The following is a 24,840-nucleotide window of genomic DNA, read 5'->3' on the forward strand; positions in this document are numbered from 1 at the left end:
GATCGCCCCAGGGAGACGCTGATTCAATCGCGCGTCTCCCTTAGCCACGTACATGGCCGTCGCCGAACACCACGTACTTGAGCGTGGTCAGCCCGTGCAGGCCCACCGGACCCCGGGCATGCAACTTGTCGGTGGAGATGCCGATCTCCGCGCCCAGGCCGTACTCGAAGCCGTCGGCGAAGCGGGTGGAGGCATTCACCATGACCGAGCTGGAGTCCACCGCGCGCAGGAAACGCCGGGCGCGGGTGTAGTCCTCGGTCACGATGCTGTCGGTGTGGTGCGAGCCATAGGTATTGATGTGATCGATCGCCATATCGAGGTCGTCGACCACGCGGATCGCGAGAATCGGCCCCAGGTATTCGGCCACCCAGTCGTCCTCGGTGGCCTCCGCGATGTCGGCTCCGCTCTCGGCGAGAATGGCGCGGGTCCGCGCGCAGCCGCGCAGGCTGACCTGGTGCTCGCCCAGGACCGTGGCCAGGCGCGGCAGGAAGGCCTCGGCCTGGTCCGCGTGCACCAGGAGTGTCTCCATGGTGTTGCAGGTGCCGTAGCGCTGGGTCTTGGCGTTCACCGCGACCGCCAGCGCCTTGTCGGCATCCGCGCCGCCATCCACGTACACGTGGCAGACGCCGTCCAGGTGCTTGATCACCGGGATCTGCGACTCGTTGCTGACGCGCTCGATCAGGCCCTTGCCGCCGCGCGGGACAATCACGTCCACGTACTGCGGCATGCGCAGCAGCGCGCCGACCGCCGCGCGGTCGGTGGTCGGCACCACCTGCACCGCCTCGCGCGGCAACCCCGCCTGCTCCAGACCGGCCTGGATAATCGCGGCCAGGGCCTGATTGGAATGCAGCGACTCGGAGCCGCCACGCAGGATCGCCGCATTGCCGGACTTCAGGCACAGCGCGGCGGCGTCGATGGTCACGTTCGGCCGCGACTCGTAGATGATCCCGATCACGCCCAGCGGCACGCGCATCTGGCCGACCTGGATACCGCTCGGCTGGTAGGCCATATCGGAGATCGTGCCCACCGGGTCGGGCAGCCCGGCTACCTGGCGGCAGCCCTCGATCATGGTATCGATGCGGGCATCGGTCAGCGCCAGGCGATCCAGCATCGCGGCGTCCAGGCCGCGCTCGCGCCCGGCCTCCAGGTCACGGCTGTTGGCCTCATTCAGCTCGGCGCGGCGCGCGGCGATGCCCTCGGCGATCGCATGCAGTGCGGCGTTCTTCGCCCCCGGCTCGGCCTCGGCCATGCGCCGCGATGCGGCGCGCGCAGCGCGGCCGAGCGCCTCGACCTGGGCGACCACGCCGCTGGTAGCGGCGGATTCAGTGGGGTTCACGGCAGCGTTCATGCAGTCAGACTCGTTGAGAATTCAGTGCGGGTTCGGGTCGGGTCAGCGGCCGCCCCGCCATACGGGCCACCAAGTCTAGCAACCCCTGCCGGGCATTGCCGTTTTCCTGACCCTTGATGACCCGATCCACGCGCGCGGCCTCGCCCAGCAGGCCCCGCGCCGCGTTCAGGTCCAGGCGCGACATTGCCTGGCGCAGAGCCTTCTGGCCGTCGCCAAAGCTGCCCTGGAAGGCCTCGCGGTCGGGCGCACCGGCGGCCTTGCGCTCCATCGCCTGCACCAGCAGCCGGCACTCGCGCGCCAGCGCCCACAGGATCAGCGGCTCGGCCTGGCCCTCGTCCAGCAGCCCCTCCAGCATGCGCAGGGCGTGGCGGACATCACCGCGCAGCGCGGTCGGGGCCAGGGCGAACAGCTCGAAGCGGGCCGCGTCCGTGGTGGCCTCCGCCAGCACGGTCTCGTCGATCTCGGTCACGCCGGCCAGCGCCAGCTTCTCGATCTCCTGGCGTGCGGCCAGCAGGTTGCCCTCCACCCGCGCGACCAGCAACGCCAGCGCCGGGTCGGTGATGCGCAGACCGTTCCTCTGCAGCCGCGCACGGATCCAGCTACCCAGCTGGGCCGGCGGCACCGGGCGCGCGTGGATCACCACCGCACGGTTCTCCAGGGCCTTGAACCAGGCCGCCCGCCGCATGTCGCGATCCGGCCGCGGCAACTGCAGCAGCAGAACCAGGTCAGCCTGCGGGTCGCCGGCGTAGGCCTTCAGGTGGTCGCCACCGGTCTTGCCCGGCTTGCCGGTCGCCAGGCGCACGTCCAGCACCGTGCGCTCGGCAAACAGCGACCGGTCGCGGATCGCGGCCTCGAACGGGCCCCAGTCGGATTGCGCGGTCAGGTCCAGCACCGTGCGCTCCAGGAAGCCCTGCTCGCGGGCGGCAGCGCGGATCGCATCGGCCGCCTCGATCGCCTGCAACGGCTCCTCGGCCAGCAACAGGTAGATCGGCGCGAGCCCGCGCGCCAGATCCTGCTCCAGGCGGGCGATATCCAGCGCCATTACGGGGCCGGGTCCTCCGCGGCTTCGCGCAGGCTGCCGTCCGGCTCGATCAGGGCGGCGATCCGGCGCTGCAGCTGGCTGACGATGTCGCGGTCCATCGCCTCGCGCAGGGTGGATTCGCGCTCGCCCCGGCTGAGCACCGCGGTGCCATCGAACAGATAGATGCGCGAGGCGCGCAGTGGCCCCAGGTCGACCGCCTCGCCGTCCACCGGGCGCAGGCGCGCGTCGACCGTGCGCACCAGTTCGTACTCGGACACCCGCGCGGCCTCGGTCACCGACAGCGTGCGGCGCTGATCGTTGACCGAACGGATCTCCAGGATCGCACCCTGGCCCTCCGGGCGCTGGCGCACGACGTCCACGCCCGAGGAGCCCAGGGTCACGGCCAGTTCGCGGTACAGCGAGTCGCGCGCATTGATGCCCGTGATCTGCACCGGATTCAGTGTCTCCGGCCACTCGCTACCGCCACGCAGCTGAAAGCCGCAGGCGGCCAGCGCGGCCACCAGGACCAGTACCAGACCCGCGCGCAAAAGGGCGCTCATTGCGGCTTCACCACGAAATTGACCAGACGGCCGGGAACGACAATCACCTTGATCACATCCTGCCCCTCGATATGGCGCTGCACGTTCTCGTCGTTGCGCGCAACGGTCTCGATCGCGTCCTTGTCGGCCCCGGACGGGACCGCGATCTCGGCACGGCGCTTGCCGTTCACCTGCACCGCCAGGGTCTCCTGCGCGGCCTGGCGTGCGGCCTCGTCGACCTGCGGCCATTGCGTGGCGGCCACCAGCTCGTCGTGACCCAGGGTCCGCCACAGCGTTTCGGTCACGTGCGGGATGATCGGGGCCAGCATGCGCACGATGCCCTCCAGCGCCTCCTGGCGCACGGCCGGGGCCCCGGCGGCGTCCTGCGGGAACTTGCCGAGGTCGTTCAGCAGTTCCATGTTCGCGGCCACCGCGGTGTTGAAGGTCTGGCGCCGGCCGATGTCGTCGGTAACCTTGGCGATGGTGTCGTGCAGCTTGCGCCGCAGCTCGCGCCCGGCATCGTCCAGCGCGTCCGTGTCCAGCGCCCCGGGCGACTCGCCGCCCACGTGCTCGTGGACCGCGCGCCACAGGCGCTTGATGAAGCGATGCGCGCCCTCCACGCCGGAGTCGGACCATTCCAGCGACAGGTCCGGCGGGGCCGCGAACATGGTGAACAGCCGCGCGGTATCCGCGCCGAAGCGCTCGATCAGGGCCTGCGGGTCCACGCCGTTGTTCTTCGACTTGGACATCTTCTCCATGCCGCCGACCACGACCGGCGCCCCGTCCTCGCGGTGGCGCGCGGCCTTCACCGAACCGTCCTCGGCGCGTTCCAGTTCGACGTCCGCCGGGTTGATCCAGTCCTTCCCGCCGTCAGCACGCTCGCGGAAGAAGGTCGGTGCGATCACCATGCCCTGGGTCAGCAAGCGGGTGAACGGCTCGTCGGAGGCCAGCAGGCCCTCGTCGCGCAGCAGCTTGTGGAAGAAGCGCGCGTACAGCAGGTGCAGCACCGCGTGCTCGATGCCGCCGACGTATTGATCCACCGGCAGCCAGTGGTCGGCGCGCGCATCCAGCATGGCCGTGTCGTTGTCGGCACAGGCGTAGCGGGCGAAGTACCAGCTGGATTCGAAGAAGGTGTCGAAGGTATCGGTCTCGCGCCGCGCCGGCTGCCCGCATTCCGGGCACGGGGTCTCGAAGAATTCGGGCATGCGCGCCAGCGGCGAGCCGGCCCCGTCGGGGATCACGTCCTCCGGCAAGCGCACCGGCAGGTGTTCTTCCGGCACCGGCACTGCACCGCAGGCGTCGCAGTGGATCACCGGAATCGGACAGCCCCAGTAGCGCTGGCGCGAGATACCCCAGTCGCGCAGGCGGTAGTTGCGCCGGCGCCGGCCGATGCCGGTCTGCTCCAAGTGCTCGGCGATCGCCGCCTTGGCCGCCTCCGATGCCTGGCCGTCGAAATCACCGGAGTTCACCAGCACGCCGGCCTCGGTGAACGCGGCCTGCTGCACATCGACCGTGGCGCCATCCGCCGGGGCGATCACCTGGCGGATCGGCAGGCCATATTTCGTCGCGAACTCGTGGTCGCGCTCGTCATGCGCGGGCACGGCCATCACCGCGCCGGTGCCGTATTCCATCAGCACGAAGTTGGCGACCCAGACCGGGACATCCTCGCCGGTCAGCGGGTGGCGGGCGGTGAAGCCCAGCGCGCGGCCCTTCTTCTCCATCGTGGCCAGGTCCGCCTCGGCCACCCCGCCCTGCGCGCAATCCGCGACAAACGCGGCCAGCTCGGCGTCCTGCTCCGCCAGCGCCTGCACCCGCGGGTGCTCCGGCGCCAGCGCCATGTAGGAGACGCCGAACAGGGTATCCGGGCGCGTGGTGTAGACGGCCAGCGCCTCGCCACCGTCCACCGCGAACTCGAGCTCCACGCCCTCGGAACGCCCGATCCAGTTGCGCTGCATGGTGCGCACCTGGTCCGGCCAGCCGTCCAGCTCGTCCAGGGCCCCCAGCAGCTCGTCGGCGTAGTCGGTAATCCGCAGGAACCACTGCGGCATCTCGCGGCGCTCGACGACCGCCCCGGAGCGCCAGCCTCGGCCCTCGATCACCTGTTCGTTGGCGAGCACGGTCTGGTCCACCGGGTCCCAATTCACGGTCGCCTTCTTGCGATAGACCAGGCCTTTCTTCAGCAGGCGCACGAACAGCCACTGTTCCCAGCGGTAGTAATCGGCATCACAGGTGGCGAACTCGCGCGACCAGTCGTAGGCAAACCCCAGGCGCTTGAGCTGGGTGCGCATCTGCTCGATGTTCTGGCGCGTCCAGGCCGCCGGCGGCACGTGGTTCTGCATCGCCGCGTTCTCGGCCGGCAGGCCGAAGGCGTCCCAGCCCATCGGCTGCAGCACACTCCGCCCCTGCATGCGCTGGAAGCGCGCGATCACGTCGCCGATGGTGTAGTTGCGCACATGGCCCATGTGCAGCTTGCCCGAAGGATACGGGAACATGGACAGGCAGTAGAACGGCTCGCCGGCGGCATCCTCGCGCGCACGGAAGCAGTCGGCCTCCTCCCACTGGCGCTGCACCTGCGCCTCGATCATCTCCGGGGAATACTGCTCCTGCATGTGGCCCACCTGCCCTGTGTGTTCGCGTGAAACAAAGAACTGCGCAGAATACCAGTCGCCCCCACCCCCTCCAAGCGGCTGGGAAACGGCCCGGCCACCCCTCGCCACACGTCTTCGATGTGATATCCGTCACGCAACTCCGGGAACAGTACCCCCACCTGACTGCCACAAGACCTACATTCAAAGAAAGCGGTTGGCAAAACGTTCCAAGGAGGCAGGTTATGAGCGAAGAGAAAGACGTGGTCCCCATGCTCCAGCGCGCCTATCCCGAGGACTTGGGGGAAACGGTCCCCGAACACACGCCGGAGACGGATTCCCCGGCCATCCGCGAGATCGCGACGGAGGACCTGGGCACCTGGCTCGGCAAAGGCTGGCGGGACCTCTGGCAGATGCCAGTGGCCCTGGTGCACGGCCTGGTGATCACCCTGGCCGCGCTGATCCTGCTGGGCCTGTCCTGGAATCAGCCGTGGATGGCCTTCTCGCTTCTGGCCGGCATCCTGCTCCTCGGACCCGTACTCGCCGTCGGTGTGAACTACCTCGCGCTGCAGAAAGAGCGCGGCGAGCCGGGCGGTTCCGGCCTCGGCTGGCTGGGGCCGATGGGTGGCTCGATCTGGGCCTTTGCCGCGCTGCTGGCCATCCTGTTCGTGATCTGGGCCAGCTTTGTGTGGATGTGGATCGCGGTGCTTAACATCGGCGAAATCGCGGTCATGGGGCAGTTGCATCACCTGGTGGGCGCGATGCTCAGCAGCGGCGCCGGCATTATCTCGCTGGTCGGGGTGGTGGTGGCCGCCATTGTGTTCGGCCTCGCGGTATTCGCCCTCAGCCTGGTCACGATCCCGGCCCTGCTGGATCACCGGATACGCGATGATGCCCCGCAAAAGAGCCTGATCGAATCGATCGGGGTCAGCCTGAAGGCCTTCAGCCACAACCCGGGTACGCTGATCCTGTGGGGTCTGATCATCACCGCGCTGTTCATGGTCTCGGTGGCAACCGCGCTGCTGGCGCTGATCGTGATCTTCCCCTGGCTGGGCTTTGCCATGTGGCACGGCTACCGGGATCTGGTCGACGCCCGTTAATCCCCAGCGACGCCCCACGCGATGGGTCCGACCCCGCGTCGGGCCCATGCCAGTCCACCTCGCGCTCCATCTCGGGTCGGCGGACGGAAGCCCCGGGGGACACCAATTGATGCCCCCTCAGGCACCCTCCCCGGAGGGGCCGCCCGGCGTGGCTTCCGCATCGTCATCGCGGGACCCGCGCCGATGGCTCAAGCGCGCAAACGCCGCCAGGCGATCGGCGACCACGCGGTTGAAGCTGCCCGCCGGGAACCCCCCCCACGCGCCGCGTTCACCCGCCGTCATCCCGGTCAGGAGCTCGATGGCCTCGTCCACCGTGGCTACGGGGTAGACATGGAATCGTCCCTCCGCGATCGCCTCGCGGACGTCGTGGCGCAGCATCAGGTTCTCGACATTACTCCCCGGCAACAGCACACCGTGACCATCCAGTTCGCCGGCCTCGCGACAGACGTCGAAGAAGCCCTCGATCTTCTCGTTGACCCCACCCACGGCCTGGACCTCGCCATGCTGGTTGAGCGAGCCGGTAACCGCCAGCGACTGGTGCAACGGGATCCGCGCGATCGCCGACAACAACGCGCAGGTCTCGGCCACCGAGGCGGAATCCCCCTCGATGTCGCCATACGACTGCTCGAAGGCCAGGCTGGCGGACAGCGAGAGCTCGCTGTCCTCGGCATAGTGGCTGGCGATGAACCGGGACAGGATCATCACCGCCTTGCTGTGCACCGGGCCACCCAGCTTGGCCTCGCGTTCGATGTCGACCACATGGCCCTTGCCCGAGCGCGCGGTCGCGGTGATCCGGATTGGCCGCCCGAACATCGCGTCGCCCAGCTGCAGCAGCGACAGCCCGTTGACCTGGGCAATCTGCGCCCCGCTGGTGGCGATCAGCACCACCCCGCGACGGATCTGCTCCAGGCTGCGGCGCTGTAGCCGCGCACCGCGCTCCTGGCGTTCCCGGATGGCCTGTTCGACATGCCCGGCGCCGACGACGTCCGCGCCGGCCTTCCTCGCCCAGTGGTCGGCCTCCAGCAGCAGGTCGCGCAGGGTGCGATCGTGGGCCGACAGCTTGCACTGGTCGCCGGCCAGACGGCTGGCATGCTCGATCACGCGCGCCACCGCCTCGCGGTTCAGCGGCCGTAGTTCGACACGCCGCGCCATCGTGGCCAGCATGCGCGCATACAGCACATGACTGGCGTCGCTGCGGTCCAAGTCGTCCTCGAAGTCGGCCTCGACCTTGAACAACTCAAGGAAGTCCGGATCGAACGCGGACAGCAGGTAGTACAACAGGCGATCACCGATCAGCACCACCTTCGGGGCCACCGGAATGGGATCCGGCTCCAGCCCCACCGCACTCACCAGCCCGAACAGGCGCTCCAGGGACTCGATGCGGATCTCGCCGGAAAACAGGACCCGTTTGAGGCTCTCCCAGGCCAGCGGCTGCGTCAGCACACGCCGGGCATCCACGATCAGGTAACCGCCACTGGCCCGGTGCAGGGCCCCGGCGCGCACCAGCGAGAAATCGGTAACCAGGGCCCCCTCGTGCACCTGGTGCTCGATCAGGCCGGTCAAGTGCTGATGATTCGGCAGGTCCTCGTAGATCACCGGGGCGCCCCGCGTGTCCGCGTGATCCACCAGCAGGTTGATGCGAAACCGTTCCAGCAGCCCCTCGGGCGGGGCATGGCTACGGCCGCCGCGAAACGCCTCCGCGTGTCTCACCACCTCGTCGAGGATCGCCTCCAGATGCTCGACCACCGCCGGCCGGTGTGACCATTTCTCCTTCAGCTCGTGGATCGGGCCGCCCAGGGCCCATTGCAGCATCTCCGCATTCAGGGCCCGAATCTTCTCCTGCAGCTCCTTGCGCAGGCGAGGCACCTGGTGCATGACCTGCTGCAACTTCTCCTGCAGCTCCTCGACCTTCTCGTCGATGCGCCCGCGTTCCTCCTCGGACAGTGCGTCGTATTCCTCCGGCTTGAGGATCTCCCCATCGCGCATCGGCGCGAACGAGAAGGTGTGTGGCGCGCTGATCAGGGCAATGTCGTGCGCCTCGGCCTCTTCCTGCACCTTGCGCGCGCCCTCGGTCTGGGCCTCTTCAGACGCATCCTTCAGCTCCTGCAGGCGCCGCTGGTATTCCTCGCTCTCGAACGCGGCCGGGATACTGGCATGCAGGTCTTCGATCAGACGGTCCAGGTCCGCCTGAAGGGTCCGGCCCTCGCCGGCCGCTAGACGAACGGCCCGCGGACACTCCGGCTGCTGAAAGTTGAACACGTAGCCCCAGTCCGGCGGGGCAGACTCGTCGGCCGCGCGGCGCTCCAGAAAGCGTCGCACCAGGTCGTGCCGCCCGCTGCCTGCCGGCCCCAGCACGAACAGGTTGAAACCATTGCCACGCATCGACGCACCGAATTCGAGCGCACGCAGCACGCGTTCCTGGCCACAGGGCAACTCGAGCGCCTCCAGCGTCTCGGTGGTCTCGAAATCCAGATGCTCTGGCGGGCACCGCTGGTAGACCTGCTCCGCGGTCAGGGATGCGGGTCGCGTCATATCCGTCTCCACTGTTGTTAGCCCCTACCTTGCGGGAGATGCAGCTCAATATGCACCCCCTGATTGCCGGTAACCAACGAAACCCGCTCCCGTGACGCTGGTGCGGCCCGGCCATCGTGCTACCTTGGACGCATTGACCATCCGAAACGTCCCCGAGCGGGACACACAGCCACATATCGATCAGCGAGGAGCAGCGCATGAGCGACAAACCCAGGGATACGGCCCCGGAACACGACCAGGAACGCGAGCACCGGTTGAGCGATGCGTACCACCGCATGCTGAACGAGGTCACCGAGGATCTCGAAAAGCTGGAGGACAAGACCAGCAAGGCGATCACCGAGGCTCTGGAGAACGCCCGCGACCGCGTGCAGAAGGCCAGTGACCTGACCCGCGAAGAGGCTCACGAGGTGATGGACTACCTGCGCCGCGACCTGCAGGATCTGGGCGCCTACCTCGACAACCGCAGCTCCGACTGGCGTGGCTGGCTGCAGATCGATCTGGGTCTGATCGAGGCCAGCATCAAGAACGCCCTGGAACGCATCGCCGACCGCACCCGGGTCGAGATCACCGAACTGACCGCGCGCGCCCAGGTGATGGGCGAGTGGCACACCGGCGAGATCACCGGCCCCGGCGAATTGCTCTGCAAGCAATGCGGCCATCCCGTGCACATGACGAAGGTCGGCCGCATCCCGCCGTGCTCCAACTGCCACAACACGACGTTCCGTCGCGGCCCCGGCGGGACCGAGGCCGAATAACCCGTCAGCGTCGGCGGCGACGGCCGACCGCGGCACCGGCAACCACCAGCACCAGCGCGGCCAGCACGGCCGGCCCCGCCCCGGTGGCGGTTGCCGGCGTCACGCCGTGGCGAGGCTGCAGCGTGCCCGTGACTACCTCGCGGGTGAAGATTCCCGAACGCTCGAGTATCCGGCCATCGGCATCAATCAGGGCCGAGATGCCGGTATTGGTTGCCCGGATCATCGGGCGCCCGGTCTCCACCGCCCGTACCCGGGCAATCTGCAGATGCTGGGCCGGGGCGAGGCTGTCGCCAAACCAGGCGTCGTTGGAGACGTTGACCAGGAACCCGGCCTCTGGCAGCGCGGCGCGGATGTGGCGCGAATATGCCGCTTCGTAGCAGATGCTGACCCCGGCGGTCTGACCGGCCACCCGCATGCGCCCGTCGCCGGTGCCCGGGGAAAGGTCGGACATCGGGATCGCCAGCAACCGGTCCAGCCAGTCGAGCTGGCCGCGCAACGGGATGTACTCGCCGAAGGGGACCAGCTGGCGCTTGTTGTAGCCGGCCCCGGTGGTCACGTTGACCACCGAGTTGTACACATGGCGTCCGGCCGAAGCATGGTCGAAGACCCCAGTCACCAGTTCGCTGTCATGCTCCGCCAGCGACTGGGCGAGCTGCCCGAGTGGCTGCTGGACCTCGACATAGAACGCGGGGATCGCGGTCTCCGGCCAGACCACCAGGTCCACCTCACCCGCCTCGCGGGTCAGTTCCTCGTAGACCCCCAGCGAATACTCGATGCCATCGGCATCCCACTTGCGCGCCTGATCGATGTTGCCCTGGACCATGGCCACCGAGATCGTCTCGCCGCCCGGCTCCACCCAGCGCGCGAGCCCCAGCGACAACGAGGCGATCACCAGTGCCCCCACCAGGCCCGCGCCCAGCCAGCGCTGCCGGGTCAGAAACACCAGGACCAGCGCCACGGCCAGCAGGGCCACCACCAGCCCCGCCCCCAGCTCGCCGACCAGCGGCAGCCAGGGCTGTAGCGGCGTGTCGAGCACGGTGTGGCCGAACAGCAGCCAGGGGAAGCCGGAGAACAGCCAGGAACGCGCCAGCTCCATCAGCACCAGGCCACCGGCCAGCGCCAGCAAGCCGGCCGGACGCCCCAGTGGCAGGAAGCGCGCCGCCAATCCGGCCAGCAACGCCGGATAGCCCGCCAGGGCCAGTACGAATAGCACGGTAATCAGCGAGGCGACCACCAGTGGCGCCTGCCCGAACACCAACAGGCTATTGAAGATCCAGCTCACCCCCATCCCGAAGAATCCGAGGCCGAAGGCATAGCCCGTCCACGCGGCGCGGCGCGGTCGGGCACCCGGCAACAGGGCGAACCACACGGCCAGGGCCAACGGGGCGGCCAGGAACCAGCCAACCGGGGCAAAGGCCAGGGTTGCACCCGCCCCGGCCAGCAGGGCAACGAGCCCGGAGGCCCAGGGCGGCAGGCGTTCGACAAGGGTCTGCATGCCGATCAGGGGATGTGGCGGTCGTCCGGCTCCCGGGCCGGACCATCGAACGGCTGCGAGCCTTCACCGGTGGCAGCCTGCATGTCCGGCTCCGGCAGGCGCATCTCCAGCAGGTGCAGGCGCCGGTTGTCAGCGCGCAGGACGCGGAACTGCATACCATCCACGACGATCTGTTCGCCACGACGCGGGACATGCCCGAAATGCGACAGCACCAGGCCCCCGATGGTGTCGAAGTCGTCCTCGCTGTAGGCGGTCTGGAAGTAGGCGTTGAACTCCTCCATCGGGGTCAGCGCCTTGATGGTGTAACGCCCGCCGGGGTGCTGCATGATCTGGGTCAGGTAGTCCTCGACATCGTGCTCGTCCTCGATCTCGCCGACGATCTGCTCCAGAACGTCCTCGATGGTCACCAGGCCGGCCACGCCGCCATACTCGTCCACCACGATCGCCATGTGGTTGCGGCTCAGGCGAAATTCCTTCAGCAACACGTTCAGCCGCTTGCTCTCCGGCACGAACACCGCCGGGCGCAGGATCTCCTGCATATCGAAGGCGGCATCGTCCGGCTCGCCAAAGAAGCGCAGCAGGTCCTTGGCGAGCAGGACGCCGACCACCTCGTCGCGGTGATCCCCCACCACCGGCAGGCGCGAATGCGCGGAAGCGACCACGTCCGGGAGGAACTCGGAGAGCCCGGCGTCGCGGCGCACCACTTCCATCTGCGCGCGCGGGATCATGATGTCGCGCACCTGCATGTCCGCGACGTTGAGCACCCCCTCCAGCATGGTCAGGGCCTCGGGATCGACCAGCTCGCGGGCGTGGGCACCGCGCAGGCACTCGATCAGCTCGTGTCGGGTCGCCGGCTCGCGGCGCGGGCGCAGGATCTCGCCGGCGCGGATCAGCCAGCGCCGCCAGATCGGTTGTTCGTCGGGTTCGGGTTCAGGCATCGGGGGCGGTTCCGGCAGGATGCGGCGACAGGACGCGGGCCGGAGGGTCGGCATCGTAGGGGTTGGGATAGCCTAACCCGGCCAGGATCGAGGACTCAATTGCCTCCATCCGCGCGGCCTCGTCCGGCGTCTGGTGATCCATGCCCTGCAGGTGCAACATCCCGTGCACCACCATGTGGTGGTAATGGGCCGCCAGTGTCTTGCCCTGTTCCGCCGCCTCGCGCGCCAGCACCGGCACGCACAGGACGATATCACCGAGATAGGCGCTCGCCTCGGGCGGCAAGCCCGGCGGCAGCGCCGGCGCCGGGAATGACAGCACATTGGTCGCGTAGTCGCGTCCCCGGAAGGTGTGATTCAGCGACTGTCCCTCCTCGGCCTCCACCAGGCGCAGAGTGACTGTGGCCGCGCCCGCCCCGCGCCAGGCGGCGCGGGCCGCCCGGTGCAAGGTGGTGGGGCCGGGCAGACCGGCACGCGGAACAGCGTATTGCACCGCGATTTCAAGCGCCATCGGCACTCCGCCCGGAACCGGGCTCCGACTCCCCAGCCGGCTTGCCAGACGCATGGTCGTGGGCCTCGTAGGCCTCGACGATGCGCTGCACCAGCGGGTGTCGCACCACGTCACCGGCCTGGAAACGGGTGATATGCACCCCCTCCACGCCCTGCAGGATCTGCATCGCGTGCTTGAGGCCCGATCCCTGCCCCCGCGGCAGGTCCACCTGGGTGATGTCGCCGTTGACCACCGCAGTGGAGCCGAAGCCGATGCGGGTCAGGAACATCTTCATCTGCTCGAGGGTGGTGTTCTGCGCCTCGTCGAGGATGATGAAGGCCTCGTTCAGGGTGCGCCCGCGCATGTAGGCCAGCGGCGCGACTTCGATCACCTGGCGTTCCATCAAGCGTGCGGTCTGATCGAAGCCCATCAGTTCGTACAGGGCGTCGTACATCGGCCGCAGGTAAGGGTCGATCTTCTGCGCCAGATCGCCGGGCAAGAAGCCCAGGCGCTCGCCGGCCTCCACCGCCGGACGCACGAGCACCAGGCGCTGCACGCGGTCCTGCTCCAGTGCGGCGACCGCGGCGGCCACCGCAAGGTAGGTCTTGCCGGTCCCGGCCGGGCCGATGCCAAAACTGAGATCGTGCCGCGCGATCGCGGACAGGTATTTCGCCTGACGCGGGCCGCGACCCCGGATCACCGCGCGTTTGAGCCGCAACGCGGGATCGTCGCCCGTGCCCTCGGGCTCCGCCAACCCCTCAACATGGGCGGTCTGCAACGCGGTATGCACCTGCTCCAGGCTGACCGGTTCTTCCTGCGCCATCCGGTGCAGGTCGTGGATCAAGGCCCCGGCCGCCTTCACGGCACCGCCCGGCCCGGTGAGATTGAAGCGCGGCCCGCGATTGTGCACGGCCACGCCCAGGCGCGACTCGATCAGGCGCAGGTGGGCATCCAGCGGCCCGGAGATCCGCGCGAGCGTCTCCTGGTCACCAGGCTCCAGGGTGAAATCCAGACGATTGGCCATGCGTCGGTTTCCCTAGGCGCCGACGGCGGCGGGCATTGTCCGCTCCACCGTGCGCCCGCGCAGGGAATGTGCCAGGGCCTCGGTAATCTCGACCGGTATCAACTGCCCGATCAGGCCGGGGTCCCCGGCGAAGTTGACGATGCGGTTGTTCGCCGTGCGCGCGGCCAGTTCGCCGGGGTTGCGCTTGGCCGGACCTTCTACCAGTACCGGCTCGATGTTGCCCACCATGGACTCGTTTCGCGCGCGGCCGTTCTGCTCGATCAGGGCCTGCAACTCGGCCAGACGGGCCTTCTTGGTCGCCATCGGCACGTCATCCGGCAGCGATGCGGCCGGGGTGCCCGGACGCGCGCTGTAGATAAAGCTGAAGGAGAAATCAAAATGCAGCTCCTCGATCAGCTTCATCGTCGCGGCGTGGTCGGCGTCGGTCTCGCCGGGGAAGCCGACGATGAAGTCCGAGGAGAGATCCAGGTCCGGGCGCGCCTCGCGCAGGCGGCGGATCTTGGACTTGTATTCCAGGATCGTGTGACCGCGCTTCATCTGCGCCAGGATGCGGTCGGAGCCGCTTTGCACCGGCAGGTGCAGGTGACTGACCAGCTTCGGTTCGTCGGCAAAGGCCTGGATCAGCGAATCGGAAAACTCCACCGGGTGCGAGGTAGTGAAGCGGATGCGCTCGATCCCGTCGACCGCCGCAACATAGTGGATCAGCAGGGCCAGGTCCGCAGTGTCGCCGTCATCCATCGGCCCGCGGTAGGCATTCACGTTCTGCCCCAGCAGGTTGATCTCCCTGACCCCCTGCGCGGCCAGCGCGACCACCTCGGCAATCACGTCGTCGAACGGGCGGCTGATCTCGTCGCCGCGCGTGTAGGGCACCACGCAGAAGCTGCAGTACTTGGAGCAGCCTTCCATCACCGAGACGAACGCACTCGGACCGTCGGCCTTCGGCTCCGGCAGGCGGTCGAATTTCTCGATCTCGGGGAAGGAGATATCCACCACCGGGGCGCGCTCACGGCGCACCGACTGGATCATCGCCGGCAGGCGATGCAGGGTCTGCGGGCCGAACACCAGATCCACGTACGGGGCCCGGGCGCGCAGGGCATCGCCCTCCTGACTGGCGACACAACCGCCCACACCGATGATCACCTCCGGCCGGCGTTCCTTGATCTGCCGCCAGCGTCCCAGTAGCGAGAAAACCTTCTCTTGCGCCTTCTCGCGAATGGAGCAGGTGTTCATCAGCAGCAGGTCGGCCTGCTCCGGATCATCGGTACGCTCCGCCCCGTGCAGCTCACGCAGTGCGTCGAGCATGCGATCGGAGTCGTACTCGTTCATCTGACAGCCGTGCGTCTGGATGTAGACCTTGCGGATCATGCTCTCGGTACTTCGCTAGTGGGTGAACAGTGACTTATGTGTTTTCTAGAAAGGGACGTCGTCGTCATCGAAGCCGCCGCCGGAGGCCGGCGCGTTGCTGCGGTTGCCGCCTTGCTGGCCACCGCCGCCGTAGGCATTGCCGCCGCCATAACCCGGGTCCTGGTCGAAACCGCCACCACCACCGCCGCCACTGCCACCGCGACCGCCGATCAGCTGCATCTCGTTGGCCACGACCTCGGTGCTGTAACGATCGTTACCGGATTGGTCCTGCCATTTGCGGGTCTGGATCTTGCCTTCGACATAGACCTGCGAGCCCTTGGACAGGTACTGCGCGGCGATATCCGCCAGGCGCCCGAACATCACCACCCGGTGCCATTCGGTATTTTCGCGCTTCTCGCCGGAGTTCTTGTCGGTCCACTGCTCCGACGTCGCCAGACGCAGATTGGTGACGGTAACCCCGTTCGGGGTCTCGCGCTTTTCCGGGTCGGCCCCGAGGTTGCCGAGCAGGATGACTTTGTTGACGCCGCGGGCCATGGGGCCTCCTTGTGTCCAGCATGGAGAAACAGATTCGGTAGTGTAGCAGCCCACCCCGGCCGCGACAGTGCACCGGTCCGGGATGTGGACAGATTCGCGCGGCCAGCCGGGGGAGGCATTGCGCGCGTTCTACGCGCCTGGCTTGCGCGCCAACCAGGCCGTCAGCTCGGGGGTGTCCGGGCCTCCTGGCTCCACCTTCAGGTACAAGGAACCGGCATCCGGCGACAGGTCCGCCTCGTGCACGCCGGGCCATGCGGCAAGCGCCCGCAGCAGTTCCGCGTCACGACCGGACCAGTGGTCGGGTACCGCGACCACCCGGTTTGACCGGTAGCGCGGATGCATCCCGCGGGCGATCCACCACCAGGCCAGCAGCAACGGCACCCCAGCAAGGAACACCCCGACCGGCCCGACCAGTGTCAGCAGGACACCTCCCAGCACGCCGCCGGCGAAGATCCCAAGGAACTGCCCGGTGGCAAAGCCGCCCATCGCCGTGCCCTTGTGGGCGACCGGCGCCACGCGCGCAACCAGCGACGGCAGTCCCGCCTCAAGCAGGTTGAAGGCGGCAAAGAACAGGACCATCAGCGCCGCCAGCGTCCACAGACCGCCGCCGTCGAGCACCAGCAGGGCCAGCAGGACCTGCACCCCGGCCAGCAGGGCGATCGCCCCGCGCAGCACGCTGTGCACGCGCCGGCGGCGCTCCCCGAAGATGATCCCCGGGAGCATCAGCGCGAACCCTGCCAGCAGCACCGGCACATAGAACTTCCAGTGGCTGGCACCCGCTAGCCCGAGCGTCTCCACCAGCAGCACCGGGATAACCAGAAAGTTCGCGGCCAGGACCAGGTGCAGCACGAAGATGCCGAGGTTCAGGCGCAACAGGTCCGGGGCGCGCAGCACGCGGGGCAGTGCCGACCAGACCGGCACCATGTCCGGGTGTGCCCGCGCCCGTGCCGGGGTTGGCACCCAAAGGAACAGGATCACGATCGCAACCAGCCCGAGCAATGCCGACAGGCCGAAGATCCCGGACAATCCCGCCGCCTGGTCCACCACCGGGCCCAGGGCCATCGCTGCGGTGAAGGTCAGGCCGATGGTCAGCCCGATCACGGCGAGGGCCCGCATACGCCGTTCCTCGCCGACCAGGTCCGCTGTCAGGGCCAGGATCACCGCTGCCACCGCACCCGCCCCCTGCAGGGCACGCCCGAGGATGATGCCGTGGATGGTCTCGGCGACTGCGGCGAGCACACTGCCAGCAACGAACAGCAACAGCCCGGCGAGGATCAGCGGCTTGCGGCCGACCCGGTCCGACAAGAGACCGAACGGGATCTGCAGCACGGCCTGGGTGAGTCCGTAGATCCCGAGCGCCAGGCCCATCAGCAGCGGGGTTGCGCCGGGGATACGGTCGGCATGCAGCATGAACACCGGCAGGACCATGAACAGGCCGGCCATGCGCACGCCATAAATCGCCGCCAGCCCAGTGGTGGCGCGCAGCTCGCGGGGATTCATGGCGTCCGGGACCGACGCGGGCAAGAAGAGCTCTTCATGTCCGGGGAGTTTACCGGCAAGCGCGGCGGGGAAACCATGGCGAGCGCGGCCCGGGTGTTACCATGGATGGTTTGCGGCGCCCCAATGGAAACACTGATCCGTGTTTTCGCCAGCGCGCCGCGCGACGTAACCCAGTGGAGTCGATCCAGCCCCATGGACAGCATCAGCATTCGCGGCGCCCGCACCCATAACCTGAAGAACGTGGACCTCGACCTGCCGCGCGAACGGCTGATCGTGATTACCGGCGTTTCCGGTTCGGGCAAATCCTCGCTGGCCTTCGACACCCTGTTCGCCGAGGGCCAGCGCCGCTACGTGGAGAGCCTGTCGACCTACGCCCGGCAGTTCCTTTCGATGATGGAAAAGCCCGACGTCGACCAGATCGAGGGTCTGTCGCCGGCGATCTCCATCGAGCAGAAGAGCACCTCGCACAACCCGCGCTCCACCGTCGGGACCATCACCGAGATCTACGACTACCTGCGCCTGCTGTTCGCGCGCGCCGGCGAGCCGCGCTGCCCGGAACACGGCGAGACCCTGGCCGCCCAGACCATCTCGCAGATGGTCGACCAGGTACTCGATCTGCCAGAGGGCGACAAGGTCATGCTGTTGTCGCCGGTGGTCCGCGGCCGCAAGGGCGAACACCACAAGATGCTCGAGGCCATGCGCTCCCAGGGCTACCTGCGCGCGCGTATCAATGGCGAGATCCACGACCTCGACGCCCTCCCGGCGCTGGACCCCAAGCGCAAGCACAACATCGAGATCGTGATCGACCGCTTCCGCGTGCGCGAGGACCTGCGCCAGCGCCTGGCCGAGTCCTTCGAAACCGCCACCGAACTGGCCGATGGCCTGGCGCTGATCGCGTGGATGGACGAGCCGGAACGCGAGCCGATGATCTTCTCGGCGCGCTACGCCTGTCCGATTTGCGGCTATGCCCTGCGCGAGCTGGAGCCCCGGCTGTTCTCGTTCAACAACCCGGCAGGCGCCTGCCCCACCTGCGACGGCCTCGGTGTGCACCAGTTCTTCGACCCCGAACGGGTCGTGTCGCAGCCCGAGCTAAGCCTTGGTGGCGGGGCCGTGCGGGGCTGGGATCGGCGCAACGCCTGGTACTTCAGCCTGCTGACCAGTCTCGCCCGGCATTACGACTTCGACGTGGAGGCCCCTTGGCAGGAATTGCCGGCCGAGGTCCGTGCGGTGGTCCTGCATGGTTCGGGCACGGAGAAGGTCAAGCTGTCGACCCCGGCCGCCAACGGCCAACTGCGCACCGACGAACGCGTGTTCGAGGGTGTGATCCCGAACCTGGAGCGGCGCTACCGCGAGACCGACTCCGCGGCAGTGCGCGAGGAACTGGGCCGCTACCAGGCGGAACAGCCCTGCCCCGACTGCCACGGCACGCGCCTCAACTCGGCCGCACGCAACGTCTTTGTCAGCGACATGACCCTGCCCGAGGTCACGCACATGAGCGTGGCCAACGCGCAGGCCTTTTTCGACGACCTCCGCCTGCCGGGGCGCTTCGCCCAGATCGCCGAGAAGATCGTGCGCGAGATCTCCGCGCGCCTGGGGTTCCTCAACGATGTCGGCCTCGACTACCTGACCCTGGACCGCTCCGCCGACACGCTTTCCGGCGGCGAGGCCCAGCGTATCCGCCTGGCCTCGCAGATCGGCTCGGCCCTGGTCGGGGTGATGTACATCCTCGACGAGCCATCAATCGGGCTGCACCAGCGCGACAACGCACGCCTGCTGAAGACCCTGAGCCACCTGCGCGACCTCGGCAACACGGTCATCGTGGTGGAGCATGACGAGGATGCCATCCGCCAAGCCGATTATGTCGTGGACATCGGCCCCGGCGCGGGTCGCCACGGCGGCCGCATTGTGGCGTCGGGCACCCCGGAGGCGGTCGCGAATCATCCCGATTCCCTCACCGGCGCATACCTGCGCGGCACCCGCTCCATCCCGGTGCCGGACCAGCGGACCCAGCCCGACGCGGAGCGCGAGATCCGCGTAATCGGCGCGCGTGGCAACAACCTGAAGGGCGGTGATTTCGCCTTCCCCACCGGGCTGTTCACCTGCGTGACCGGGGTCTCGGGCTCCGGCAAGTCCACCCTGGTCAACAACACCCTGTACCCGGCCGTCGCCACCGCCCTCCATGGCGGGCGCCACCACATCGAGGATCACGACCGCATCGACGGGATGGAGTTGATCGACAAAGTGGTCGACATCGACCAGAGCCCGATCGGGCGTACCCCGCGCTCCAACCCGGCCACCTATACCGGCCTGTTTACGCCCATACGCGAACTGTTTGCCGCAACCGGCGAGGCCCGCTCGCGCGGCTACAAGCCCGGGCGCTTCTCGTTCAACGTCCGTGGCGGGCGCTGCGAGGCCTGCCAGGGCGATGGCGTGATCAAGGTGGAAATGCACTTCCTCCCGGACGTCTTCGTCCCCTGCGACGTCTGCAAGGGCCATCGCTATAACCGCGAGACCCTGGACGTGCGCTACAAGGGCAAGAATATCCACGAAGTCCTGGAGATGACCGTCGAAGAGGCCCTCGACTTCTTCCAGCCGGTACCGGTGATCCACCGCAAGCTCGAGATGCTGATGGAGGTGGGCCTGTCGTACATCCAGCTGGGGCAGAATGCCACCACCCTTTCCGGTGGCGAGGCCCAGCGCATCAAGCTCGCCCGGGAGCTCTCCAAGCGCGATACCGGTCGTACGCTCTACATCCTCGACGAGCCGACCACCGGCCTCCATTTCGAGGATATCGCCCAGCTCCTGCGCGTGCTCCACCGCCTCCGCGACCATGGCAATACCATCGTCGTGATCGAGCACAACCTCGACGTCATCAAGACCGCCGACTGGCTGATCGATATCGGCCCGGAAGGCGGCAGCGGCGGCGGTGAACTCCTCGTGGCAGGCACCCCCGAAGCGGTGGCCGCCACAGCCCACAGCCACACCGGGCAGTTCCTTGCACCGCTGCTCCCCGCCGCAAGCTCTTCCCACGCCGCCAACGGTTAACGACCCGCGGCCCTTTCCATCTCCACGGGCTGCCCGCCTGCGCACCGTCCCCACAGACCGCGCTTCCCTCTCTCTTTCTAAATTCGCCGTTACCCAGACGCAAGAAAGCCGGCCCAAGGCCGGCTTTCCGAGCGCTCAACCTGCGAGCGCGCTTTCCTCTGGCGACGGACCCTCAGGCGGCTTCGCCTTCTCCGGCATCCAGTTCCGGACGATCCACGAGTTCAACGTAGGCCATCGGGGCATTATCACCCGCGCGGTTGCCGCACTTCAGGATCCGCAGGTAGCCACCGGGCCGCGCCTGGTAGCGCGGACCCAGTTCGGCGAACAGCTTGCCCACAATCTCCTTGTCGCGAAGACGGGCAAACGCCAGCCGACGACCGTGAACGCTGTCTTCCTTGGCCAGCGTGATCAGCGGTTCGGCGACGCGACGCAGCTCTTTCGCCTTGGGCAGCGTGGTCTTGATCAGTTCGTGCCGGAACAGGGCCACGGACATGGCCTGAAACGTGGCCTTGCGGTGCGAGCTGTTGCGGCCAAGCTGACGGCCGGAATGACGATGACGCATGAGAGGCTTCCTCTAAAAAACGATGGGCGCGGGGCGCCGTGATTACTCGTTGTCGTCGCGCAGACCCGGCGGCGGCCAGTTCTCGAGACGCATGCCGAGCGACAGCCCGTGGGTCGCCAGCGTGTCCTTGATTTCAGTCAGCGACTTCTTGCCGAGGTTCGGCGCACGCAGCAGCTCGACCTCGGTGCGCTGGACGAGATCCCCAATGTAGTACAGGTTCTCGGCCTTCAGGCAGTTGGCCGAACGCACCGTCAGTTCCAGCTCGTCCACCGGACGCAGCAGCACCGGATCGATCGCGCCACCCACGGCACCCGCCACTTCGGCCGACTCTTCTTGCAAGCCCACGAACGGCGCCAGCTGGCCCTGGAGGATCGTCGCGGCTTGCCGCACGGCGTCATCCGGGGCGATCGCACCATTGGTTTCGAGCTCTAGCACCAGGCGATCCATATCGGTCCGCTGGGCCAGACGCGCGCTTTCGACGCGATAGGACACGCGGCGAATCGGGCTGAAGCTGGCGTCCAGCAACAGTCGACCAATACCCGTGTCATCCCCACCCTCGGCTTGCCGACGCGTGCTGACGGGTTCGTACCCGCGACCCGCGCGAGCCGTCAGAGTGATGTCCAGATCCACGTTCTTGGTGATCGTCGCGATCACGTGTTCCGGGTTCACCACCTCGACATCATGGTCGACCTGAATGTCGCCGGCCGTCACCACGCTCGGACCCTTCTTCCTCAGGGTCAGCGTGGACTCGTCGCGGCTGTGCATACGCAGCGCAACACCCTTCAGGTTCAGCAGGATGTCGACGACATCTTCCTGTACCCCTTCGATGGTGGTGTACTCGTGCAGCACGCCTTCAATCCGGGCCTCGACAATGGCGGCACCCGGGATGGAAGACAGCAACACACGTCGCAGGGCATTGCCCAGGGTGTGGCCGAAGCCGCGTTCCAGCGGCTCGAGGGCGACCTTGGCCTGATTCCGATTCTCGGCCTCGACCTCGATCTGCTGTTTCTTGACCAGTTCGTTCGACTGCATTGTGACTCCTGGCGCCAGGCCGAAAAACGATTACTTCGAGTACAGCTCGACGACGAGCGACTCGTTGATGTCCGCAGGCAGATCCGAACGATCCGGGACCGCCTTGAACGTACCCTCGAACTTGCTGGTGTCCACTTCGATCCAGCTCGGGAACCCGGTCTGCTCGGCCAGCGTCATCGAGTCCTGGATGCGCACCTGCTTGCGCGCCTTCTCCCGGACCGTAACCACGTCGGACGGCTGCACCTGGTAGGCCGCAATGTTGACCACCTGGCCGTTCACCTGGATCGCACGATGCGCAACCAGCTGGCGCGCTTCGGAGCGGGTGGAGCCGAAGCCCATGCGGTACACCACGTTATCCAGACGACCTTCCAGCAGCTTCAGCAGGTTCTCACCCGTCGAGCCCTTGCGCTGAGCGGCCTTCTTGTAATAGTTGCGGAACTGCCTTTCCAGCACCCCGTAGATGCGGCGAAGCTTCTGCTTCTCGCGCAGCTGCACGGCGTAGTCCGACAGGCGAGTACGGCGTTCACCGTGCTGACCCGGCGGCTTGTCGAGCTTGCACTTTGTTTCCAGCGCACGGACCCCGCTCTTCAGGCCCAGGTCCACGCCTTCACGGCGACTCAACTTGCATTTCGGTCCAATGTAACGAGCCATTCTTCAACTCCAGCCTTAAACGCGGCGTTTCTTGGGCGGCCGGCAGCCGTTGTGAGGGATCGGGGTTACATCACTGATGTTCGTGATCTTGAACCCGGCATTGTTCAGCGCACGTACCGCCGACTCGCGACCCGGACCCGGGCCCCGCACCATCACGTCGAGATTCTTCACGCCGTGTTCGGCCGCTGTCGTCCCGGCGCGCTCGGCCGCGATCTGCGCGGCGAACGGTGTCGACTTGCGGGAACCACGGAAGCCCGAACCACCGGAGGTGGCCCAGCTGATCGTGTTCCCCTGCCGGTCGGTGATCGTGATGATCGTGTTGTTGAACGTGGCGTACACATGAGCCACGCCCTCGGCGATATTTTTGCGGACCTTTTTCTTGGTCCGTGTTTGCGCTTGTGCCATGTACCTGAGATCCCAGTCTGATTACTTGCGAATCGGGCGACGCGGGCCCTTTCGGGTGCGTGCATTCGTCTGCGTCTGCTGACCGCGCAGCGGCAGGCCGCGACGGTGGCGCACGCCACGGTAGCAGCCCAGATCCATCAATCGCTTGATGTTCATGCTGACTTCCCGGCGCAGATCCCCTTCCACGGGAATCTTGTCGATCTGGGCGCGCAGAGCATCCACTTCGGCATCCGTCAGATCCCGCACCTTGATGTCCCGACGCACACCCGCCCCATCGCAGATCAGCCCGGCCCGAGTCGGGCCAATGCCATAGATCGCGGTCAGCGCGATTACCGTGTGCTTCTGGTCAGGAATATTGATTCCAGCGACGCGAGCCATCCAACTTCTCCATCAAAATCCGGCAAAGCCGGCTATAGTAGCAATGATTATGCGTTACGCCAAGCTTCAGCCCTGACGCTGCTTGTGGCGGGCGTCGGAACAGATCACCCGGACCACGCCATTACGCCGAATGACTTTGCAGTTCCGGCACATCGGCTTTACAGATGCACGTACCTTCATGGTCTTTCTCCTGGTCTAGCGGATCCCGGTCCCGCCGAAACCCTTCAGATTCGCTTTCTTCATCAAGCCTTCGTACTGGTGGGACACCAGATGCGACTGCAACTGCGCCATGAAATCCATCACCACGATCACGATGATCAGAAGCGAGGTCCCGCCAAAGTAGAAGGGCACGTTCCAATACAGGATCAGGAACTCCGGCAGCAGGCACACTGCGGTGATGTACACCGCCCCCACCGCCGTCAGTCGAGTCATGACCCCGTCAATGAATCTCTCGGTCTGGACACCTGGCCGGATCCCCGGAATGAAGGCGCCCTGCTTCTTCAGATTTTCCGCCGTATCGCGTGAATTGAACACCAGCGCGGTATAGAAGAAGCAGAAGAAAATAATCGCGGCCGCATAGAACATCACGTACAGCGGCTGTCCCGGGGCCAGCGTCGTCGAGATCTCGCGCAGCCAGTCCATCCCTTCAGCCTGGCCGAACCACTGCCCCAACGTCGACGGGAACAGAATGATACTCGACGCGAAGATCGGCGGGATCACCCCGGCCATGTTCAGCTTCAGCGGCAGGTGCGAGGACTGGCCACCGACCATCTTCCTTCCAACCTGGCGCTTGGCGTAATTGATCGTCACTCGGCGTTGCCCGCGCTCGACGAACACCACGAAGGCAGTCACCGCCAGGGCCAGGACGATCAGAATCACCACGAATGCCGCGGCCAGTTCACCGGTACGGGCCAGCTCCAGGGTTCCGCCAATCGCACCCGGGAGCCCTGCGACGATACCGGCGAAGATGATGATCGAGATCCCGTTGCCAATGCCGCGCTCAGTAATCTGTTCACCCAGCCACATCAGGAACAGCGTCCCCGTCACCAGCGAGACCACAACGGTGAAGATGAAGATCGGGCCCGGGTTCAGGGCCATCGGCATCCCCTGGATGGTCTGACCATTCAAGGCAATCCCGATCCCGATACTCTGGAACAGCGCGAGCGCCACGGTCCCGTAGCGCGTGTACTGCGTAATCTTGCGCCGTCCCTGTTCGCCCTCTTTCTTCAACTGCTGGAGCGCCGGAACGGTCGCGGCCAGAAGCTGCATGATGATGGCGGCCGAGATGTACGGCATCACCCCCAGGGCGAAGATCGACAGGCGCTCCAGCGCCCCCCCGGAAAACATGTTGAACATGTCCAGGATGGTCCCGCTTTGCTGTTCGAAGAACTGCGAGACGGCCACCGGGTTAATACCGGGCACCGGAATGAATGTACCGATCCGGTACACCACCAGGGCACCCAGAACGAACAGCAGGCGTTGGCGTAACTCGGTAAAACCGGTGAGCCCGCCACCGGAACGTGCTGTCGCTCCACGTGCCATTA

General features: G+C 66.9%; 22 protein-coding genes. 3 read left to right on the top strand and 19 right to left on the bottom strand.

The window, feature by feature from the left end; all coding sequences use genetic code 11:
- Window positions 1-40: 40 nt before the first annotated feature.
- Genes D579_RS0111170 through leuS form a run of 4 tightly spaced genes read right to left on the bottom strand, consistent with a single transcriptional unit; the run spans window position 41 to window position 5,517 of the window.
- Window positions 41-1,348, bottom strand: coding sequence for a glutamate-5-semialdehyde dehydrogenase (locus D579_RS0111170; RefSeq protein ID WP_018952073.1), 1,308 nt, complete (start codon window positions 1,346-1,348; stop codon window positions 41-43).
- A 4-nt stretch (window positions 1,349-1,352) separates the two neighbouring features.
- Window positions 1,353-2,390 (bottom strand): DNA polymerase III subunit delta, encoded by a 1,038-nt coding sequence (gene holA / locus D579_RS0111175; protein ID WP_018952074.1) that lies wholly within the window; start codon window positions 2,388-2,390, stop codon window positions 1,353-1,355.
- Complete coding sequence (gene lptE / locus D579_RS0111180; protein WP_026287982.1) at window positions 2,390-2,929, bottom strand: LPS assembly lipoprotein LptE; 540 nt, start codon at window positions 2,927-2,929, stop codon at window positions 2,390-2,392. The genes holA and lptE overlap by 1 nt, the downstream gene beginning before the upstream one ends.
- On the bottom strand, window positions 2,926-5,517 hold the full coding sequence (gene leuS / locus D579_RS0111185; protein WP_018952075.1) for a leucine--tRNA ligase: 2,592 nt from the start codon (window positions 5,515-5,517) through the stop codon (window positions 2,926-2,928). Before leuS ends, lptE begins: the two co-directional genes overlap by 4 nt.
- Before the next feature lie 221 nt (window positions 5,518-5,738).
- On the opposite strand from leuS, the gene D579_RS0111190 reads away from it, so the two are divergent.
- Window positions 5,739-6,593 carry a DUF2189 domain-containing protein gene (locus D579_RS0111190; protein ID WP_018146427.1) on the top strand — a complete coding sequence of 285 codons (855 nt, stop codon included), beginning with the start codon at window positions 5,739-5,741 and terminating at the stop codon, window positions 6,591-6,593.
- A 117-nt stretch (window positions 6,594-6,710) separates the two neighbouring features.
- Here the strand turns inward: D579_RS0111190 and D579_RS0111195 are convergent, their stop codons facing one another.
- Window positions 6,711-9,125 (bottom strand): Lon protease family protein, encoded by a 2,415-nt coding sequence (locus tag D579_RS0111195; protein ID WP_018952076.1) that lies wholly within the window; start codon window positions 9,123-9,125, stop codon window positions 6,711-6,713.
- Window positions 9,126-9,322: 197 nt separating this feature from the next.
- On the opposite strand from D579_RS0111195, the gene D579_RS0111200 reads away from it, so the two are divergent.
- Complete coding sequence (locus D579_RS0111200; RefSeq protein WP_018938778.1) at window positions 9,323-9,880, top strand: zinc ribbon-containing protein; 558 nt, start codon at window positions 9,323-9,325, stop codon at window positions 9,878-9,880.
- A 4-nt stretch (window positions 9,881-9,884) separates the two neighbouring features.
- Here the strand turns inward: D579_RS0111200 and lnt are convergent, their stop codons facing one another.
- The 7 genes from lnt to D579_RS0111235 all read right to left on the bottom strand — a co-directional run bounded on the left by lnt (window position 9,885) and on the right by D579_RS0111235 (window position 17,223).
- Window positions 9,885-11,375: an apolipoprotein N-acyltransferase gene (gene lnt / locus D579_RS0111205; protein WP_018168197.1), complete on the bottom strand. Its 1,491-nt coding sequence runs from the start codon at window positions 11,373-11,375 to the stop codon at window positions 9,885-9,887.
- A 5-nt stretch (window positions 11,376-11,380) separates the two neighbouring features.
- A complete protein-coding gene (locus D579_RS0111210; protein WP_018176983.1) occupies window positions 11,381-12,313 on the bottom strand; it encodes an HlyC/CorC family transporter in 933 nt (310 codons plus the stop codon).
- Complete coding sequence (gene ybeY / locus D579_RS0111215) at window positions 12,306-12,821, bottom strand: rRNA maturation RNase YbeY (protein ID WP_018952077.1); 516 nt, start codon at window positions 12,819-12,821, stop codon at window positions 12,306-12,308. Before ybeY ends, D579_RS0111210 begins: the two co-directional genes overlap by 8 nt.
- Window positions 12,811-13,824: a PhoH family protein gene (locus tag D579_RS0111220; protein WP_018952078.1), complete on the bottom strand. Its 1,014-nt coding sequence runs from the start codon at window positions 13,822-13,824 to the stop codon at window positions 12,811-12,813. The genes ybeY and D579_RS0111220 overlap by 11 nt, the downstream gene beginning before the upstream one ends.
- A gap of 12 nt (window positions 13,825-13,836) precedes the next feature.
- Window positions 13,837-15,189, bottom strand: coding sequence for a tRNA (N6-isopentenyl adenosine(37)-C2)-methylthiotransferase MiaB (miaB, locus tag D579_RS14270; RefSeq protein ID WP_018168201.1), 1,353 nt, complete (start codon window positions 15,187-15,189; stop codon window positions 13,837-13,839).
- Window positions 15,190-15,234: 45 nt separating this feature from the next.
- Window positions 15,235-15,723, bottom strand: coding sequence for a single-stranded DNA-binding protein (gene ssb / locus D579_RS0111230; RefSeq protein WP_018952079.1), 489 nt, complete (start codon window positions 15,721-15,723; stop codon window positions 15,235-15,237).
- A gap of 129 nt (window positions 15,724-15,852) precedes the next feature.
- A complete protein-coding gene (locus D579_RS0111235) occupies window positions 15,853-17,223 on the bottom strand; it encodes an MFS transporter (protein ID WP_018952080.1) in 1,371 nt (456 codons plus the stop codon).
- Window positions 17,224-17,415: 192 nt separating this feature from the next.
- On the opposite strand from D579_RS0111235, the gene uvrA reads away from it, so the two are divergent.
- On the top strand, window positions 17,416-20,268 hold the full coding sequence (gene uvrA / locus D579_RS0111240) for an excinuclease ABC subunit UvrA (RefSeq protein ID WP_026289515.1): 2,853 nt from the start codon (window positions 17,416-17,418) through the stop codon (window positions 20,266-20,268).
- A gap of 172 nt (window positions 20,269-20,440) precedes the next feature.
- Here the strand turns inward: uvrA and rplQ are convergent, their stop codons facing one another.
- The 7 genes from rplQ to secY form a co-directional block, all read right to left on the bottom strand.
- Complete coding sequence (gene rplQ, locus D579_RS0111245; RefSeq protein WP_018146438.1) at window positions 20,441-20,830, bottom strand: 50S ribosomal protein L17; 390 nt, start codon at window positions 20,828-20,830, stop codon at window positions 20,441-20,443.
- 42 nt (window positions 20,831-20,872) lie between these two features.
- Window positions 20,873-21,862: a DNA-directed RNA polymerase subunit alpha gene (gene rpoA / locus D579_RS0111250; protein WP_018952082.1), complete on the bottom strand. Its 990-nt coding sequence runs from the start codon at window positions 21,860-21,862 to the stop codon at window positions 20,873-20,875.
- Between the two features lie 30 nt (window positions 21,863-21,892).
- The gene (gene rpsD / locus D579_RS0111255; protein WP_018952083.1) at window positions 21,893-22,513 is read right to left on the bottom strand and encodes a 30S ribosomal protein S4; all 621 of its coding nucleotides are present in this window, start codon (window positions 22,511-22,513) and stop codon (window positions 21,893-21,895) included.
- Between the two features lie 15 nt (window positions 22,514-22,528).
- Complete coding sequence (rpsK, locus tag D579_RS0111260; protein ID WP_017941093.1) at window positions 22,529-22,918, bottom strand: 30S ribosomal protein S11; 390 nt, start codon at window positions 22,916-22,918, stop codon at window positions 22,529-22,531.
- A gap of 21 nt (window positions 22,919-22,939) precedes the next feature.
- The gene (rpsM, locus tag D579_RS0111265) at window positions 22,940-23,296 is read right to left on the bottom strand and encodes a 30S ribosomal protein S13 (RefSeq protein ID WP_018139891.1); all 357 of its coding nucleotides are present in this window, start codon (window positions 23,294-23,296) and stop codon (window positions 22,940-22,942) included.
- A 66-nt stretch (window positions 23,297-23,362) separates the two neighbouring features.
- Complete coding sequence (gene rpmJ, locus D579_RS14880) at window positions 23,363-23,476, bottom strand: 50S ribosomal protein L36 (RefSeq protein WP_077277041.1); 114 nt, start codon at window positions 23,474-23,476, stop codon at window positions 23,363-23,365.
- Between the two features lie 15 nt (window positions 23,477-23,491).
- The gene (gene secY / locus D579_RS0111270) at window positions 23,492-24,838 is read right to left on the bottom strand and encodes a preprotein translocase subunit SecY (protein WP_018146441.1); all 1,347 of its coding nucleotides are present in this window, start codon (window positions 24,836-24,838) and stop codon (window positions 23,492-23,494) included.
- Between the last annotated feature and the right edge of the window lie 2 nt (window positions 24,839-24,840).

It is taken from the genome of Thioalkalivibrio sp. AKL12 (assembly GCF_000377925.1).
Lineage (GTDB): Bacteria > Pseudomonadota > Gammaproteobacteria > Ectothiorhodospirales > Ectothiorhodospiraceae > Thioalkalivibrio > Thioalkalivibrio versutus.